This is a genomic window from Pyxidicoccus sp. M6, assembly GCF_055568925.1.
Genome location: NZ_CM145714.1, coordinates 3,729,218 through 3,749,367, shown reverse-complemented (window position 1 = coordinate 3,749,367; position 20,150 = coordinate 3,729,218). Strand labels below are relative to the sequence as shown.

Sequence of the window (20,150 nt, the reverse complement as noted above, 5' to 3'; positions counted from 1 at the left end):
GGGCCGAGGACGGTGAGCCGGTGGTGCTCGTGGACGTCGGGTCGAACGAGCTCGCGCGCCAGCCGGAGAGCAACCCGCCAGCCCGGGCCGACGGCGCGCAGCTCGCCTATGTGATGTTCACCTCGGGGAGCACGGGCCGGCCCAAGGGCGTGGGCGTGCCGCACCGCGCGGTGTCTCGCCTCGTGCTGGGCACGGACTTCGCGCGCTTCGGCCCTGAGGAGGTGTGGCTGCAGCTCGCGCCCATCTCGTTCGACGCCTCGACGCTGGAGCTCTGGGGCGCGCTGCTGCACGGCGCGAAGCTGGTGGTGTACCCGGCGGGCCCGCCGTCGCTGGAGGAGCTGGGCCGAGCACTGGAGACGTCCGGCATCACCTCGCTGTGGCTCACCGCGGCCCTCTTCGAGCAGATGCAGGCGCGGCAGCCGGAGGCCCTGGCTCGTGTGAAGCAGGTGCTGGCCGGCGGAGACGTCCTGCCCGTGGGGCGCGTGCGCGAGCGGCTCGCCGCGGGTGGCACGCTCATCAACGGCTACGGCCCGACGGAGAACACCACGTTCTCCACCACCCACCGGCTGGAGCGGCTGGAGCAGTTGGGAGCGCGCTCGGTGTCCATCGGCCGGCCCATCCGCAACACGACGGCGTACGTGTTGGATGAAGCGCTGCAGCCCGTCCCCGTGGGCGTGCCGGGCGAGCTGTACGTGGGCGGAGACGGCCTGGCCCTCGGCTACATCGGCCGTCCGGAGCTGACGGCGGAGCGATTCGTCCCGAATCCCTTCGGGAATGGGGAGCGGCTGTACCGCACGGGCGACAACGTGCGGTGGCTCGCGGATGGGACGCTGGAGTTCTTCGGCCGCAAGGACGGCCAGGTGAAGCTGCGTGGCTTCCGCATCGAAGTCGGCGAGGTGGAAGCGGCGCTGACGCAGCACCCGGGCGTGAAGGAAGCCGTGGCGGTGGTGCGGGAGGACACGGCCGGTGACAAGCGACTGGTGGCCTATGTCGTGGCTCCGGGTGTGGAGGCGCAGACGCTCAAGGAGCACCTGCGCACGAAGCTGCCCGAGTACATGGTGCCCTCGGTACTGGTGCCGCTGGACGCGCTGCCGCTGACGCCCAACGGCAAGGTGGACCGGCGCGCCCTGCCCGCTCCATCCGCCTCCGTCTCCACGCAGCGCGAGTATGTCGCGCCCCGCTCGCGGACGGAGCAGCGCCTCGCAATCCTTTGGAGCGAGGTGCTGGGCCGCACGCAGGTCGGCGTGGGCGATGACTTCTTCGAGCTGGGCGGCCACTCGCTGCTGGCCACCCGGATCGTGTCCCGGATTCGCGTGACCTTCGGCGTGGAGCTGCCCCTTCGCGCGCTGTTCGAAGCGCCCACGCTGGAGGCGCTCGCCCTGCGCGTGGAGGCGGCACGCCGAGACGGCGCGGCTCCCGAGGCCCCGCCTCCCATGCCCGTGCCGCGCGACGGCGCCCTGCCGCTGTCGTTCGCCCAGCAGCGCCTGTGGTTCATCGACCAGCTCGAGTCCGGAAGCGCCGCCTACAACATCCCCGTCGTGCTGCGCATCGAGGGCACCCTGCACGTGGATGCGCTCCAGCGAGCCTTCTCCGCGCTCGTCGAACGCCACGAGGCCCTGCGCACCACCTTCGCCTCGCGCGAAGGCCAGCCCACACAGGTCATCCATCCGCCCTCCGACTTCGCGCTGGGCATCGAGGACCTGTCCGCGCTGCCAGAGTCCGAGCGCTGGAAAGAGGCCCGCAGCCGCGCCATGCGGGAGGCGGCGGTTCCCTTCTCGCTCGAAGCGGGCCCGCTGCTGCGCGCCACGCTGATGCGGCTGGCCCCCGAGGAGCACGTGCTGGTGCTGGTGATGCACCACATCGTCTCGGACGGCTGGTCCATGGGCGTGCTCGTGCGCGACATGGAGGCGCTGTACTCGGCGTTCTCGGAGGGACAGCCTCCCGCGTTGCCCGCGCTTCCGGTGCAGTACGCGGACTACGCGGTGTGGCAGCGGCAGTGGCTGAGCGGCGAGACGCTGGATGCGCAGCTCGGCTGGTGGAAGCAGCAGCTCGCCGGAGCGCCTTCGCACCTGGAGTTGCCCACGGACAAGCCTCGGCCCGCGGTGCTGTCGCATCAGGGCGGGACGGTACCGGTGCTGCTGTCAGGAGAGCTCGGCGAGGCACTGGCGGAGCTGGCGCGGAGGGAAGGGGCCACGCCCTTCATGGTCCTGCTCGCGGCCTTCCAGGTGCTGCTGTCCCGCTACTCGGGCCAGGACGACGTGCGGGTCGGCTCGCCCATCGCGGGCCGCCGCTACGCCGAGACGGAGGGGCTCATCGGCTTCTTCGTCAACACGCTGGTGCTGCGCGGCCGCGTGGGCTCGCGCACGTCGTTCCGGACGCTGCTGGCCCAGGTACGGGAGACGACGTTGGGCAGCTACGCCCACCAGGACGTTCCCTTCGAGAAGCTGGTGGAGGAGCTCCGTCTGGAGCGCGACCTCAGTCGTCCCCCGCTCGTCCAGGTCCTCTTCGCCCTGCAGAACGCGATTCAGGTGACGCCGCGGAAGTCCTCACTGGTCCTGCGGCAGGTGGAGGTGGACACCCCCACCATCCGGTTCGAGCTGGAGCTCAACCTCGCGCCGGCGGGTCAGGGCTACGCAGGCGTGCTGAGCTACAACACGGGCCTGTTCGAGGCCGGTACCGCCCAGCGGATGGTGGAGCACTTCCGGGTGCTGGTGGAGGCGCTCGTGGCCAGGCCCGAGGCGCCCCTCACCTCCGTTTCCATGCTGTCCGAGGCGGAACGCCGGCAGGTGCTCGTGGGCAACACGCGCATGTACCTGCTGGATGCCTCCGGTCAGCCGGTGCCCGTGAATGTCACCGGCGAGCTGTTCATCGGCGGCGACGGCGTGGCACATGGCCAGATGGAGCAGCCCACACTCACTGCCGAACGCTTCGTCCCCGATGCGTTCTCCGGTGTCCCCGGTGCCCGCCTCTACCGCACGGGCAACCTCGCCCGCTGGCGCCATGACGGCGTGCTGGTATTCCTGGGCCCCGCCATCACCCGGGTGGAGAGAAAGGCCCTGTCCGCTCCGGACGAGGCGCGGGCCTCCCCGGCGGACTCCGTGACTCCACGCACGCCGACCGAGGAGAAGCTGGCGGAGCTGTTCACCGAGGTCCTGCGCCTGCAGAGGGTGAGCGTCACCGGCAGCTTCTTCGAGCTGGGCGGCCACTCGCTGCTGGCCACCCAGCTCGTCTCGCGCATTCGCTCCACGTTCGAGGTGGAGTTGCCCCTGCGCACCCTCTTCGAGGCGCCCACCGTGGTCGCCCTCGCCGCGCGCATCGAGTCCGCCCGTCAGTCCACTTCCGGCCCTGGGGCTCCGAAGGCACCCGACATCGCTCCCGTGCCTCGCACGGGCGCCCTGCCGCTGTCCTTCGCCCAGCAGCGCCTGTGGTTCACGGAACAGCTCGAGCCCGGCAATGCCTCCTACAACATGCCCACCTTCGTGCGCATGGAGGGGCGGCTCGACGTGGGCGCGTTGCGGAATGCCTTCGACGAGCTGGTCCGCCGGCATGAAGCCCTGCGCACCACCTTCGTCCAGCACGAGGGCGAGCCCGTCCAGCACATCTCACCCACGGGCACGCTCCCGCTGGACACCCTCGACCTCAGCGAGCTGGAGCCCCAGGCCGCACGCGAGGAGCTGGAGCGACACCTCCGCGCGGACATGCAGCGCCCGTTCGACCTCATCACGGGCCCGCTGCTGCGCGCACGGCTGCTGAAGCTGGGCCCCGCCGAGTACGTGCTGTCGCTCAACATGCACCACATCGTCTCGGACGGCTGGTCCATGGGCGTGCTGGTGCGGGAAGTGGCGGCCCTCTACGACGCCTTCTCGCGGGGCAGGCCTTCGCCCCTGCCGCCCCTGTCCATCCAGTACCCCGACTACGCCGTCTGGCAGCGCCAGTGGCTCCAGGGCGAGGTGTTGGACGAGCAGCTCGGCTGGTGGCGCCGGCAGCTCTCGGGCCGCACCACGCTGGAGCTGCCCACCGACAAGCCCCGCCCGCCGGTGCAGACGTTCAACGGCGCGCAGGTGCCGGTGGTCCTGTCGTCCTCGACGTCCCAGGCCCTCAAGACGCTGTGCCAACAGGAGGGCGCCACGCCCTTCATGGCGTTGCTCGCCGCCTTCCAGGTGCTGCTGTCCCGCTACTCCGGGCAGCAGGACGTCTCCGTCGGCTCGCCCATCGCGGGCCGCCAGCGCGGGGAGACGGAGGGCCTCATCGGCTTCTTCGTCAACACCCTGGTGCTGCGTGCCCAGGTGGACCCGAGCACCTCCTTCCGCCACCTGCTGCGTCAGGTGCGCGAGACGGCACTGGGGGCGTACGCGCATCAGGACGTACCCTTCGAGCGGCTGGTGGAAGAGCTCCAGTCCACGCGCGACCTGAGCCGCAGTCCGCTGTTCCAGGTGCTCTTCGCCTTGCAGAACACGTTCATGCCCTCGCTCGACATGAACGAGCTGAAGCTGCGCCCGCTGGAGGTGGACAATCCCACGGCCCGCTTCGAGCTGGAGCTGAACCTGGGCGAGACGGCGAAGGGCTTCCAGGGCTCGCTGAGCTACAACACCGACCTCTTCAAGCCCGCCACGGCCGACCGCATCGCGGAGCACTTCCGCGCGCTCGTGGAGGCGCTGGTTTCTCGCCCCGAGGTGCCCCTTGCCTCCGTGTCCATGCTGTCCGACGCGGAACGCCGGCAGGTGCTGGTGGAGTGGAATGCCACCACTGCCGAGTACCCGCGCGGCTCCACCCTGCCCGAGGTCTTCTCGCAGGTCGTGGCTCGATTCCCGGACAAGGTCGCCGTGGAGTTCGGTGACTCGAAGCTCACCTACCGTCAGCTCGATGAGCGTGCGAACCAACTCGCTCACCACCTGCGCGGCCTGGGCGTGTCCACCGACTCGCGCGTGGCCATTGCCCTGGACCGTTCGCTGGAGCTGATTGTCTCTCTCGTCGCCATCCTCAAGGCTGGCGGCGCCTACGTCCCGCTCGACCCGTCGTACCCGCGCGAGCGCCTCGCGGCGATGGTCGAGGACGCGCGCCCGGGTGTGCTCGTCACCTCGCGCGAGCTGCTCGCGAAACTGCCCGCCGAAGGCCTGTCCACTGTCGTGTTGGGAGAGGTGTCTCTGGAGACGCAGCCTACGTCCGCGCCTCCCATCACCGCGCTGCCGCAGAGCCTCGCGTACATCGACTTCACCTCTGGCTCGACGGGCCGGCCCAAGGGCGTCGGCACTCCTCAGGCCGCCGTCCTGCGCACCGTCTTCGGCAACGACTACGCGCACCTTGGCCCCGACGAGACCTTCCTCCTCATCGCGCCCGTCTCCTTCGATGCGTCCACGCTGGAGCTGTGGGGTCCGTTGCTCCATGGCGCACGGCTCGTCGTCTTCCCGCCCCACTCGCCCTCCGACCTGAAGGAACTGGAGTCCGTGCTCGTGAAGCACGGCGTGACGACGCTTCACCTCACCGCCGGCCTCTTCACCCAGGTCGTGGACCACAACTTCCCGGCCCTGCGAGGCGTGAAGCAACTCCTCACCGGTGGCGACGTGGTGAGCGCACCGCACGTGCGCCGCGTGATTGAAGAGCTGCGCATCCCGGTGACGGCCTGCTACGGCCCGACGGAAACCACGCTCTTCGCCTCCACCCACCGCATGACGGACGTGGCCCACGTGGGCTCCTCCGTGCCCATCGGCAAGCCCATGGGCAACACGCAGGTGTACCTGCTCGACGCCTCCGGTCAGCCGGTGCCCGTCGGTGTTGTCGGCGAGCTCTTCATTGGCGGCGACGGCGTGGCCCGTGGCTACGTCGGCCAGCCCGCCCTCACCGCCGAACGCTTCATCCCCGATGCGTTCTCCGGTGTCCCCGGTGCCCGCCTCTACCGCACCGGGGATCTCGCCCGCTGGCGCCATGACGGCGTGCTGGAGTTCCTCGGCCGCGCCGATGCCCAGGTGAAGGTGCGCGGCTACCGCATCGAGCTCGCGGAAGTCGAAGCCGCCCTGCTCGCCTTCCCCGACGTGGCCCAGGCCGTGGCCCTGGTGCGTGAAGACGTGCCCGGCGACAAGCGCCTCGTCGGCTACGTCGCCGCTCCCGAGTCGCTCGACATCGCCGCACTGCGCACGGCACTCAAGCAGCGCCTGCCGGAGTACATGGTGCCTTCCGCCCTCGTGCGCCTGGACACCCTGCCCCTCACCGCCAACGCCAAGGTCGACCGCAAGGCCCTGCCCGCTCCGGACGCGGTTCAGGACTCTTCCTCCGAGGCCTTCGTCGCTCCGCGCACGCCTACCGAAGAGAAGCTCGCGGAGGTGTTCGCCTCCGTCCTGCGGCTGCCGCGGGTGAGCATCACCGGCAACTTCTTCGAGCTAGGCGGCCACTCGCTGCTGGCCACGCAGGTCATCTCTCGCATCCGCGCCACCCTCGGCGTGGAGCTGCCCCTGCGCGCCCTCTTCGAGGCTCCCACTGTCGCCACGCTCGCGGCGCGAGTGGAGACGCCAGTCTCATCGAGTGCCCTCCAGGCGCCATCCCTGCGGCCCGTGCCCCGCATGGGCCCGTTGCCGCTGTCCTTCGCCCAGCAGCGACTGTGGGTCATCGATCAGCTCGAGCCCGGCGGCGCCGCCTACAACATGCCCACCGTGCTGCGGCTGCGAGGCCCGCTCGACGTGGTCGCGCTGGAGAAGTCCTTCACCGCCCTCGTCGAGCGGCACGAGTCGTTGCGCACCACCTTCGACACGCACGACGGCCAGCCCGTGCAGGTCATCCTTCCGCGAGCTGACTTCCCGCTGCCGGTGGTGGACCTCAGCGCCCTCCCCGCTGACGAGCGCGAAGCCGAGGCCCAGCGGCAGACACGGCTCGAAACGCAGCGTCCCTTCGACCTCGCACGAGGCCCCGTGTTCCGCGCCCTGCTATTGCGCCTGGGCGAACAGGACCACCTGCTCATCGGGACGATGCACCACATCGTCTCCGACGGCTGGTCCATGGGCGTGCTCATCCGCGAGCTCGCGGCACTCTACGCCGCACATGCCACCGGTCAGGAGGTCCGACTGCCCGCCCTACCGGTGCAGTACGCGGACTTCTCCGCGTGGCAACGCTCGTGGTTGGAGGGCGAAGCGCTGGAGAGACAGGTCCGCTACTGGCGCCAGCAGCTCTCCGGCGCGGAGCCCGTGCTGGAGCTGCCCACCGACAAGCCCCGGCCCGCGGCGCAGACCTCGCGTGGCGCGTGGGTCCCCGTGCAGCTGTCCCGAGAGCTGACCGGACGCCTCGAAGCCCTGTGCCAGCGCGAGGGCATCACGCCCTTCATGGCCTTGCTCGCCGTGTGGCAGGTGCTGCTATCGCGCTACTCCGGTCAGGACGACATCTCCGTCGGCTCGCCTATCGCCGGCCGTACGCGCGCGGAGACGGAAGGCATCATCGGCTTCTTCATCAACACGCTCGTGCTGCGCACCCAGGTGGACCCGCGCGCCACCTTCCGTGAGTTGTTGGCCCGCGTGCGTGCCACGACGCTCGCCGCCTACGAGCACCAGGACGTCCCCTTCGAGAAGCTCGTCGAGGAGCTCCAGCCGCCGCGAAGCCTCAGCCACTCGCCCCTGTTCCAGGTGATGTTCGTCCTGCAAAACACGCCCACGGCCTCCCTGGAGGTCGTCGCCGGTCCGGAAGGCGCCTCGCCGCTGCGGATGAACGCGGTGGACATCGAGCTCCAGGCCGTGAAGTTCGACCTCACGCTCTCACTGACACAGACGCCGGAGGGACTGACGGGCACGCTGAGCTACCGCACGGACCTCTTCGAGCGCTCCACCATCTCGCGGATGGCGGAGCACCTCGCCACCCTGCTGGACGCCGCGGCGTCCTCGCCCGAGGCCCGCGTCGGCGAGCTGCCCCTGCTGCGCGACTCCGAGCGCCACCAGGTGCTGGAGGCGTTCAATGCCTCACCGGTGCCCTTCGTCGCCGAAGGCCCGCTGCACGCGCTCATCGAGGCCCAGGCCGCGCGCCACCCGTCCAAGCCCGCGGTGGCCTGCGAGGAGCAGGTGCTCACCTACGCCGAGCTGGACACCCGCGCCAACCAACTGGCGTGGCACCTGCGCTCGCTGGGCGTGGGCCCTGATACGTGCGTCGCCCTGTGCCTGGAGCGCTCGGTGGACACCGTGGTGGCTCTGCTGGGTGTCTGGAAGGCCGGCGGCGCCTACGTCCCGCTGGACCCGGCGCAGCCCGCCCTGCGCCTGCGCACGCTGGTGGAGGAAGTCTCCGCCCCGGTGGTGGTGACTCAGTCGCGCCACGCGGACGCCTTCTCGGGCACTTCCGTCCAACAGGTGTTGCTGGACACAAACGCGCCCCAACTCTCAGCCGAGCGCGGGGATGCGCCTCCGTGCGAGGTGTCCGCGGACAACCTCGCGTACGTCCTGTTCACCTCGGGCAGCACCGGCCGGCCCAAGGGCGTGGCCGTGGCCCACGGGCAGCTCGTCCACTACGTGCGCGCCGCCACCGAGCGGCTGGGCCTCGCCGACTGCACCAGCTTCGCCCTCGTCTCCACCTTCGTCGCCGACCTCGGCAACACCGTCCTCTTCCCCGCCCTGTGCACCGGCGGCCTGCTGCACGTCCTCACCCAGGAGCGCGCCAGCAGTCCGGAGGGCGTGGCCGAGTACTTCCAGCGTCACGCGGTGGACTGCGTGAAGCTCGTCCCCTCGCACCTGTCCGCGCTGCTCACCGCCGCAGAGCCCCGGCACGTGCTGCCTCGCAAGAAGCTCGTGCTGGGTGGTGAGTCCTCCACCTGGGCCCTCATGGAGCAGGTGCGCGCGCTGGCTCCCGACTGCGCGGTGTTCAACCACTACGGCCCCACCGAGACGACGGTGGGCGTGCTCGCGGGCCCGGTGGAGACTCCGGCCCAGGGCTCCGCTCCGGTGGCGGTGCCTCTGGGCCGCCCCCTGGACCAGTCCCGTCTGTACGTGCTCGACTCCGCCCTCCAGCCCGTGCCCGTGGGCGTGCCCGGCGAGCTCTACATCGGCGGCTCCCAGGTGACGCGCGGCTACCTGCGCCGGCCCGAGCTGACGGCGGAGCGCTACCTGCCGGACCTCTATTCGCCGGTGCCGGGCGCGCGCATGTACCGCAGCGGAGACCGGGTGCGCTGGCGCGAGGACGGTCGCGTGGAGTTCATCGGCCGCGCCGACTTCCAGGTGAAGGTGCGTGGCTTCCGCGTGGAGCCGGGTGAAATCGCCACCGTGCTGCGCGAGCACCCCGAGGTGCGCGACGCGGTGGTACTGGCCCGCGAGGACATCCCCGGCGACAAGCGCCTGGTGGCCTACGTCGTCCCGGCCGTGGACGTGGCGGGCCTGCGCACGTGGCTGCGTGAGCGCCTGCCCGAGCACATGGTGCCCTCCGCCTTCGTTCCGCTGGAGGCCCTGCCGCTGACGCCCAATGGCAAGGTGGACCGCAAAGCCCTCCCCGCCCCCGTGATGAACGCGGAGGCCAGTGCCACCTTCGTGGCTCCGCATACGCCCACCGAGACGCAGCTCGCCGCCATCTGGGCCGAGGTGCTCCGCCTGGAGAAGATCGGCGTCACCGACGACTTCTTCTCCCTCGGTGGCCACTCGCTGCTGGCGACGCAGGTTGTCTCCCGCGTGCGCCGCGCCTTCGGCGTGGAGCTGCCCGTGCGAGCCCTCTTCGAGGCGCCCACCCTCGCCGCGCTCGCCTTGCGCGTGGAGCCCGCGCGGCGGTCGCACGCGGGCGAGCAGCTACCGCCGTTGGTGTCCGTGCCGCGCACCGGCCCGCTGCCACTCTCCTTCTCACAGCAGCGCATCTGGTTCCTCGACCAGCTCCAGCCCGGCAGCGCCTACTACAACATCCCCTTCGCCGTGAGCATCGACGGCCCCCTGCACCACGAGGCCCTCACGCGCACGCTGCAGGAGCTGGTGCGCCGCCATGAGGTGCTCCGCACGAGCTTCCACACCCTGGAGGATGGCGAGCCCTTCCAGCGCGTCCATCCGGACGTGGAGCTCTCGCTGTCCTTCGTGGACCTGGGCCATCTGCCCGAGTCCCAGCGCGAAGAGGCGGCCCGGCACGAGGCGCTCACGGAGGCGCAAAAGCCCTTCGACCTGACGCAGGCGCCGCTGATGCGTGCCACACTGGTGCGGCTGTCGGACGAGCGCCATGCGGTGCTCGTCACCGTCCACCACATCGTCTCGGATGGCTGGACCAGCGGCATCCTCCTGCGCGAGGTGGGATTGCTCTACCCGACCTTCGTTCGCGGGTTGCCTTCGCCGCTGCCGCCACTGCGGTTCCAGTACGCGGACTTCGCGGCCTGGCAGCGAGGTTGGTTGCGCGGCGAGACGCTGGAGCGGCAGGTGGACTGGTGGCGCCAGCAGCTCCATGGCGTGCCGCACGCGCTCGAGCTGCCCACCGACAGGCCCCGCCCGCCCGTGCAGACGGACCGCGGAGGCCTCATCCCCGTGCGTCTGGGGCAGACGCTCACCGCCACCTTCAAGCAGTGGTGCGAGCGCGAGGGCGTCACGCCCTTCATGGGCCTGCTCGCAGTATTCCATGTGCTGTTGTCGCGCTACTCGGGACAGGACGACATCGTGGTGGGCTCGCCCATCGCCAACCGCCAGCACACCGAGCTGGAGGGCATCGTCGGCTTCTTCGTCAACACCCTCGCCCTGCGCGGGCAGCTGACTCCGGGGATGAGCCTGCGCGAGCTGCTCGCCCAGGTGAAGGAGACCACCCTCGGCGCGTACGCCCATCAGGACGTCCCCTTCGAGAAGCTGGTCGACGCACTGAAGCTGGAGCGTGACTTGAGCCGCTCGCCACTGTTCCAGGTGATGCTCGGGCTGACGAACACCCCGCACCAGCGGGAGCCAGAAGCCGACGGCACTGGCGGCGGCGATGCCGACGTCGTACGGGCCCTGGAGGTGGACAGCGGCACGTCCAAGTTCGACCTGTCGCTGCTGCTCGTGGACATCGGGGACGACATCACCGGAGCGCTCGAATACAACTCCGACCTCTTCGACGAGGCGACGGCGCGGCGCATGGCCGGCCACATGGTGCGGCTGCTGGAGTCCGCCGTGGCCGACGTAAGCCAGCCCATCTCCCGCCTGAAGCTCCTCGGCGAGGACGAGCGCCGCCAGCTCCTGGTGGACTTCAACGACACCTCGCACGTGCCTCACACGCCCGTGCTGGTGCACCGCCCGTTCGAGGCCCAGGCCCGGCGTGCGCCGAATGCCGTTGCCGTCAGCGACGGCTCGCGCTCGCTCACCTACGCGGAGCTGGAGGCTCGTGCCAACCAGGTGGCGCACCACCTGGTGGAGCTGGGCGTGCCCGCCGGAGGCACGGTGGGCCTGTGCCTGGACAAGAGCCTGGACATGGCAGTCGCCGTGCTCGCCGCGCTCAAGGCCGGTGCCGCGTACCTGCCGCTGGACCCGACCTACCCCTCGGACCGGCTCGCCTTCATGTTGGAGGACGCGCAGGCCCCGGTGGTGCTCACGCAGTCGCACCTGCTCTCCGCGGTGCCCGCCAACGCGGGCGCGCTCCGCGTGTGCATGGACACCGAGGCGGAGACGTTCGCGCGGCTGCCCGTGCATGCGCCAGTCCGTGAAGTGTCGACAGAGTCCAACTGCTACTTCATCTACACGTCGGGCAGCACGGGCCGGCCCAAGGGCATCGTCATGCCCCACCGGGCGCTCAGCTACCTGCTGGCGTGGCAGAACCCGCGCTCAGTGGCGCGCCCGGAAGGCGTCACGCTGCAGTTCGCCTCGCTCAACTTCGACGTGTCCTTCCAGGAGCTGTTCTCCACCTGGTGGGCCGGAGGCACCCTGCTGCTGCCCACCGGAGGCCTGCGACAGGACATCCCCGCGCTGCTGGACTTCATGAATCAGCACGCGGTGGAACGACTGTTCCTTCCCTTCGTCGCGCTCCAGGCCATGGCGGATGCCGTGTCCCACGGAGCCACGCTGCCGCGCGCGCTGCGCGAAGTGGTGACGGCCGGCGAGCAGCTCCAGGTGACGCCCGCGCTGGTGGCGTTCTTCGAGAAGCTGCCCGGGTGCGTTCTGGAGAATCAGTACGGCCCGTCGGAGGCACACGTCGTCTCCGCGTACCGGCTGGAAGGACCTCCGTCCACGTGGCCCAAGCTGCCGTGCATCGGCGGGCCGCTGGGGCACACGCAGCTCTATGTGCTCGACGCGCACGGGCAGCCCTGCCCGGTGGGCGTGCCCGGTGAGCTGTATGTCGGCGGCACGCACCTGGCGCACGGCTACCTGGCGCGGCCTGACCTGACGGCGAAGGCCTTCGTGCCGAATCCGCTCAGCACCGAGCCGGGAGCGCGGATGTACCGCACCGGCGACGCAGCGAAGTGGAAGGCGGACGGCACGCTGGATTTCCTCGGCCGCCTCGACGGACAGGTGAAGCTGCGCGGCTACCGTGTGGAGCTGGGCGAAGTGGAGTCCGTCCTGCGCGCGGCGCCTGGAGTCCGCGACGCGGCCGCCGTGGTGCGAGAAGTCGGAGCCGGCGACAAGCGGCTGGTGGCCTACGTCGTCCCCGCGGGCGAAGTGGACGCGGAGAGCCTGCGCGACTTCCTCCAGCAGCGGCTGCCCGAGTACATGGTGCCCTCCGCCTTCGTCATGCTGGAGGCCCTGCCACTGACGCCCAGTGGCAAGCTGGCGCGCAACCTGCTCCCCGCGCCCGACGCTGAGAGCGTGCGTGGCAACGCGCCCTTCACCGCTCCTCGCAACCCGTTGGAGGAGAAGCTCGCGGAGCTGTTCTGCTCCATCCTCCGCCTGCCCCAGGTGAGCGTCACCGACAGCTTCTTCGAGCTCGGCGGTCACTCGCTGCTGGCCACGCAGGTCATCTCCCGCATCCGCTCTCAGCTCAGAGTGGAATTGCCGCTGCGTGTCCTCTTCGAGGCCCCCACCGTCGAGGGGCTTGCCGTGCGCATCGAGTCCGCTCGGCAGTCCACGTCCGGCCTCCAGGCACCGGCCATCCTCCCCGTGCCGCGCACCGGGCCGCTGCCGCTCTCCTTCGCCCAGCAGCGCCTGTGGTTCATCGACCAGCTCCAGCCGGGCAATGCCAACTACAACATGCCCACCTTCGTGCGCATGGACGGGCCGCTCGACGTGGCGGCCCTGCGGCTCAGCTTCGAGGAGCTGGTGCGCCGCCATGAGGCCCTGCGCACCACCTTCACCCAGCACGAAGGCCAGCCTCTTCAGGTCATCGCTTCCACCGGCCACCTGCCTCTGGAAGTGACGGACCTCAGTGCACCGGAGCCCACTGCGGCCCGGGCCGAGCTGGAGCGCCAGCTCCGCGAAGAGCTGCTGACGCCCTTCAATCTCTCCACCGGCCCGCTCATCCGTGCCCGGCTGTTGAAGTTGGGCGCGACGGACCACGTGCTCGCGCTCAACATGCACCACATCGTCTCCGACGGCTGGTCCATGGGCGTGCTCGTGCGCGAGGTGGCCGCGCTCTACGCGGCGTTCTCCGAAGGCCAGCCTTCGCCGCTGCGTTCGCTGCCGCTCCAGTACGCCGACTACGCCGTCTGGCAACGCAATTGGCTCCAGGGCGCGGTGCTCGATGAGCAGGTCGCCTGGTGGAAGCAGCGCCTCGCTGGCGCCGCCACGCTGGAGCTGCCCACCGACAAGCCGCGCCCGCCCGTGCAGACCTTCAACGGCGGGAGGGTCCCTGTCGCGCTGTCGCGCGAGGTCTCCCAGCGGCTCAATACGCTGTGCCAGCAGGAGGGGGCTACGCCCTTCATGGCGCTGACGGCCGCGTTCCAGGTGCTGCTGTCCCGCTACTCCGGGCAGCAGGACATCTCCGTCGGCTCACCCATCGCCGGACGCAACCGGGGCGAGCTGGAAGGGCTCATCGGCTTCTTCGTCAACACGCTCGTGCTGCGCTCGCGATTCGATGAGCACCAGTCCTTCCGCGACGTGCTGACGCAGGTGAAGGAAGCGTCCCTGGGGGCCTACGCGCATCAGGACGTGCCCTTCGAGCGGCTGGTGGAAGAGCTCCAGCGCACCCGCGACCTGAGCCGCGGCCCGCTGTTCCAGGTGTTCTTCGCCCTGCAGAACACGCCCATGCCCGAGAGGCAGGCGCAGAAGACGGCCGTGACGCTGCGACCTCTGGAGGAGGTGGACAACCCCACCATCAAGTTCGAGCTCCAGCTCAACCTCACGGAGACCCCGGACGGCTACCAGGGCTCGCTCGGCTACAACACCGACCTGTTCGAGAGCACGACGGCCCAGCGGCTGGCGGAGCACTTCCAGGTGCTCGTGGAGGCCCTCGTCAGCCAGCCCCGGGTGCCGCTCGCGTTCGTGTCCATGCTGACGCAGGCAGAGCGCCGGCAGGTGCTGGTGGAGTGGAACGCCACCACCGCCGAATACCCGCGCGGCTCCACCCTGCCCGAAGTGTTCGCGCAGATTGTGGCTCGGTTCCCAGACAAGATCGCCGTGGAGTTTGGCGACTCGAAGCTCACCTACCGGCAGCTCGATGAGCGCGCCAACCAGCTCGCTCACCACCTGCGCGCCCTGGGCGTGTCCACCGACTCGCGCGTGGCCATCTCGCTGGAACGCTCGCTGGAGCTGATTGTCTCCCTCGTCGCCATCCTCAAGGCTGGCGGCGCCTACGTACCGCTCGACCCGTCGTACCCGCGCGAGCGCCTCGCCGCGATGATTGAGGACGCGCGGCCCGGCGTGCTCATCACCTCACGCGAGCTGCTCTCGAAGCTGCCCACCGAAGGCCTGTCCACCGTGGTGCTGGGAGACGTGTCCCTGGAGACGCAGCCCACGTCGGCGCCATCGCCCATGGCTCTGCCAGACAGCCTCGCGTACATCGACTTCACCTCTGGCTCCACCGGCAGGCCCAAGGGTGTTGGTACTCCGCAGGCCGCCGTGCTGCGCACCCTCTTCGGCAACGACTACGCGCACCTCGGCCCCGATGAGACGCTCCTCCTCATCGCGCCTGTCTCCTTCGACGCCTCCACCCTGGAGCTCTGGGGCCCGTTGCTCCATGGCGCGCGGTTGGTGGTGTTCCCACCGCACTCGCCTTCCGACCTGAAGGAACTGGAGTCCGTGCTCGTGAAGCACGGCGTGACGACGCTGCACCTCACCGCGGGCCTCTTCACCCAGGTGGTGGACCACAACTTCACCGCCCTCCGGGACGTGAAGCAGCTCCTCACCGGTGGTGACGTGGTGAGCGCGCCGCACGTGCGCCGCGTGATTGAAGAGCTGCACATTCCGGTGACGGCCTGCTACGGCCCCACCGAGACGACTCTCTTCGCCTCCACCCACCGCATGACTTCGGTGGAGCACGTCGGCACGTCCGTGCCCATCGGCAAGCCCATGGGGAACACGCGCGTGTACCTGCTGGACGCATCTGGTCAGCCGGTGCCTGTCGGTGTCGTGGGTGAGCTCTTCATCGGTGGTGACGGCGTGGCTCGCGGTTACGTCGGCCAGCCCGCTCTCACCGCCGAACGCTTCATCCCCGACTCCTTCTCCGGTGTCCCCGGTGCCCGCCTGTATCGCACGGGCGACCTCGCCCGCTGGCGCCATGACGGCGTGCTGGAGTTCCTCGGCCGCGCCGATGCCCAGGTGAAGGTGCGCGGCTACCGCATCGAGCTGGCCGAAGTCGAAGCGGCGCTGCTCGCCTTCGCCGACGTGGCCCAGGCCGTGGCCCTGGTGCGTGAAGACGTGCCCGGCGACAAGCGCCTCGTCGGCTACGTCGCCGCTCCCGCGTCGCTCGACATCGACGCACTGCGCACGGCACTCAAGCATCGCCTGCCCGAGTACATGGTGCCCTCCGCCCTCGTGCGCCTGGACACCCTGCCCCTCACCGCCAACGCCAAGCTCGACCGTAAGGCCCTGCCTGTTCCCGACTCGGCGCTGCTCTCCACGCAGGAGTCCTTCGTCGCGCCTCGCACTCCCACCGAGGAGGAGCTCGCCGCGCTCTGGGCCCAGGTGCTTCGGGTGCAGCGAGTCGGCGTGCACGACAACTTCTTCGAGCTGGGCGGTCACTCACTGCTGGCCACGCAGGTCATCTCCCGCATCCGCTCCCAGCTCAGAGTGGAATTGCCGCTGCGTGTCCTCTTCGAGGCCCCCACCGTCGAGGGGCTTGCCTCGCGCATCGAGTCCGCTCGGCAGTCCACGTCCGGCCTCCAGGCGTCGGCCATCGTCCCCGTGCCGCGCACCGGGCCGCTGCCGCTCTCCTTCGCTCAGCAGCGCCTGTGGTTCATCGACCAGCTCCAGCCGGGCAATGCCAACTACAACATGCCCACCTTCGTGCGCATGGACGGGCCGCTCGACGTGGCGGCCCTGCGGCTCAGCTTCGAGGAGCTGGTGCGTCGCCATGAGGCCCTGCGCACCACCTTCACCCAGCACGAAGGTCAGCCTCTCCAGGTCATCGCTCCCACCGGCCACCTGCCGCTGGAGATGACGGACCTCTGCACCCTGGAGCCCACTGCGGCCCGGGCCGAGCTGGAGCGCCAGCTCCGCGAAGAGCTGCTGATGCCCTTCAACCTCTCCACCGGCCCGCTCATCCGTGCTCGGCTGTTGAAGTTGGGCGCGACGGACCACGTGCTCGCCCTCAACATGCACCACATCGTCTCCGACGGCTGGTCCATGGGCGTGCTCGTGCGCGAAGTCACGGCGCTCTACGCGGCGTTCTCCGAAGGCCGGCCTTCGCCGCTGCGTTCGCTGCCGCTCCAGTACGCCGACTACGCCGTCTGGCAGCGCAATTGGCTCCAGGGCGAGGCGCTGGAGGCCCAGCTCGGCTGGTGGCGCAAGCAGCTCTCCGGCCTCACGACGCTGGAGCTGCCCACCGACAAGCCACGTCCCCCCGTGCAGACCTTCCGTGGCGCGCACGTGCCCGTTGCGTTGTCACGGTCCGCTTCGGAGAAGCTCAAGGCGATGTGCCAGCAGGAGGGCGTCACGCCCTTCATGGCCCTGCTCGCCGCGTTCCAGGTCTTGCTATCGCGTTACTCCGGGCAGCAGGACATCTCCGTCGGCTCGCCCATCGCGGGCCGTCAGCGTGGCGAGCTCGAAGGCCTCATCGGCTTCTTCGTCAACACGCTGGTGATGCGCTCTCGCTGGGATGACTCGTCCTCGTTCCTGGGTCTGCTGCGCCAGGTGAAGGAGACGTCGCTGGGGGCGTACGCCCACCAGGACGTGCCCTTCGAGCGGCTGGTGGAAGAGCTGCAGCCCGTTCGCGACATGAGCCGCAGTCCGTTGTTCCAGGCCATCTTCGCCCTGCAGAACGCGCCCACCGCGGCATCGATGCAGGCCCCGGAGCAGGCCCGGAAGCCGGCGCTCGCGCTGCGCCCGCTGGACGAGGTGAACAACCCCACCGTCCGGTTCGAGCTGGAGCTGAGCCTTTCCGAGACACCGGAAGGCTTCCAGGGCCCTCTGCGCTACAACACCGACCTGTTCGAGCCCACCACCGTCGCGCGCATGGCGGAGCACTTCCAGGTGCTGGTGGAGGCGCTCGTCACCCGGGCCGACGTCCCCCTGGCCTCCATCTCCATGCTCTCCGAGGCCGAGCGCCAGCAGGTGCTCGCGGACTGGAACGCAACCACCACCGGGTACCCGCGCGGCTCCACCCTGCCCGAAGTCTTCGCGCAGGTCGTGGCCCGGTTCGGGGACAAGGTCGCGGTGGAGCTCGGTGACGCGAAGCTCACCTACCGTCAGCTCGATGAGCGCGCCAACCAGCTCGCGTGGCACCTGCGTGAACTGGGCGTGTCTACAGACTCGCGCGTGGCCATCTCGCTGGACCGCTCGCTGGAGCTGGTGGTGGCGCTGGTGGCCATCCTCAAGGCCGGTGGCGCCTACGTCCCCCTGGACCCGTCGTACCCACGCGAGCGACTGGTGAGCATGCTGGAGGATGCGAGCCCCTGCGTACTCGTGACGTCCCGCGAACTGCTGGCGAGCCTGCCCACGAAGGGGCTCGTCACGCTGTTGCTGGAGGACCTGCCCGTGGATGGCATGCCTTCGCATGCGCCCTCTTCCATGGCGCTCCCGAGCAGCCTCGCGTACATCGACTTCACCTCCGGCTCCACGGGCCGGCCCAAGGGCGTCGGCACTCCGCAGGCCGCCGTCCTGCGCACCGTCTTCGGCAACGACTACGCGCACCTCGGCCCCGATGAGACCTTCCTCCTCATCGCGCCCGTCTCCTTCGACGCCTCTACCCTGGAGCTGTGGGGGCCGTTGCTCCATGGCGCGCGGTTGGTGGTGTTCCCGCCCTCCTCGCCTTCCGATTTGAAGGAACTGGAGTCCGTGCTGGTGAAGCACGGAGTGACGACGCTGCACCTCACCGCCGGTCTCTTCACGCAGGTGGTGGACCACAACTTCCCCGCCCTGCGAGGCGTGAAGCAACTCCTCACCGGTGGTGACGTGGTGAGCGCTCCGCATGTGCGCCGCGTGATTGAAGAGCTGCGCATCCCGGTGACGGCCTGCTACGGCCCCACAGAGACGACGCTCTTCGCCTCCACCCACCGCATGGCTTCGGTGGAGCACGTCGGCACCGCCGTGCCCATCGGCAGGCCCATGGGCAACACGCAGGTGTTCCTGCTCGACGCCTCCGGTCAGCCGGTGCCCGTCGGCGTTGTCGGCGAGCTGTTCATCGGTGGTGACGGCGTGGCCCGTGGCTACATCGGCCAGCCGGCCCTGACGGCGGAGCGCTTCGTCCCCGATGCCTTCTCCGGTGTCTCCGGTGCCCGCCTCTACCGCACGGGTGACCTCGCCCGCTGGCGCAACGACGGCGTGCTGGAGTTCCTCGGCCGCGCGGACGCGCAGGTGAAGGTGCGTGGCTACCGCATCGAGCTCGCGGAAGTCGAAGCCGCCCTGCTCGCCTTCCCCGACGTGGCCCAGGCCGTGGCCCTGGTGCGTGAGGACGTGCCCGGAGACAAGCGCCTCGTGGCCTACGTCGTGGCCTCCGAGCCACTCGACACCGCCGCCCTGCGCGCGCACCTCAAGCAGCGGCTGCCCGAGTACATGGTGCCCTCCGCCCTCGTGCGGCTGGACACCCTGCCCCTCACCGCCAACGCCAAGCTCGACCGCAAGGCCCTGCCCGCTCCGGACACTTCCTCCACGGGCGCGGCCCAGGTCGCCCCGCGCACCCCCACCGAGGAGACCGTGGCTGCCATCTGGGCCGAGGTGCTCCATCTGGAGAAGGTCGGCGTCACCGACGACTTCTTCCACCTCGGTGGCCACTCGTTGCTGGCCGTGCGCCTCGTGGCCCGGTTGCGCGAGCGCCTGGGCGTGGCGCCACCGCTATCGGTCCTGTTCCAGGCGCCCACGGTGGAAGGCCTCGCGAATTGGATGATGCAGCGCGAGGACAGCGCCGTCTCCACGCCGAACCTCCTGCGAATGGAGGCGGGCACGTCCACCCGCCGGCCGCTCTTCCTCGTCCACGGCGGCGGAGGCAGTGCGCTGAGCTACACCGCACTCGTACGCCAGCTCGGGAGCGACAGGCCCATCTACGCCCTATCCGCCTCGGGCATCGACGGCGGCGCGCTGCCCGTCGCCTCCGTCGAAGCGCTGGCCCGCGACTACCTCGCGCAGGTCCGCTCTGTTCAGCCCCAGGGGCCCTATCTCCTGGGTGGCTGGTCCTTCGGCGGGCTCGTGGCGTACGAGATGGCGCGGCGCCTCCAGGCCTCGGGGGAGCGCGTGGAAGTGCTCGCCCTCATCGACACTCCCGCGCCCTCGGGCCAGCCGTACCCCGAGGCCGACCTCCTCTCGTACCTGGCGGGATTCGGCCGGGTGCTCGGGCTGCCGTTGCAGGACCTGGCCCTGGACGTGGAGCACCTGCGGCGCCTCGACGTCCGGGACGCGCTGGCCTACGTGCTGGAGCAGGCGCGGCGCTCACCCTCGGGAGGGCTCGGTCTGGACCTCGACGCGGCCGAGCGGCTCTTCGGCGTGTACCAGCGGCTCCACGAGGCGCTGCGGCGCTACGTCCCGGGCGGCACCTACACGGGCCCGGCCTGGGTCTTCAAGGCCACCACGGGCCCGGAGAGGCACTCGTTCCCCGAGGACCTCGGCTGGGGACGCTGGCTCACCGAGCCGCCCTCGGTCCACGAGGTCCCGGGCGAGCACTACACGCTGCTGCGTGCGCCCCATGTCCAGTCCGTGGCCCGGACGCTGGCCGGGCTCCTCGCGGACCTGGAGCGCGAGTCATGA

General features: G+C 70.2%; 1 protein-coding gene (cut by a window edge). It reads left to right on the top strand.

All coding sequences use genetic code 11. The annotated features are described in order from the left end of the window. A protein-coding gene (locus ACVTJA_RS15370) for a non-ribosomal peptide synthase/polyketide synthase (RefSeq protein ID WP_465837121.1) crosses the window boundary here: on the top strand, positions 1–20,150 show its 3' portion. 15,862 nt of this gene lie to the left of the window's left edge; 20,150 of the gene's 36,012 nt are visible here — the last part of the coding sequence; its start codon lies beyond the left edge, outside the window; its stop codon occupies positions 20,148–20,150.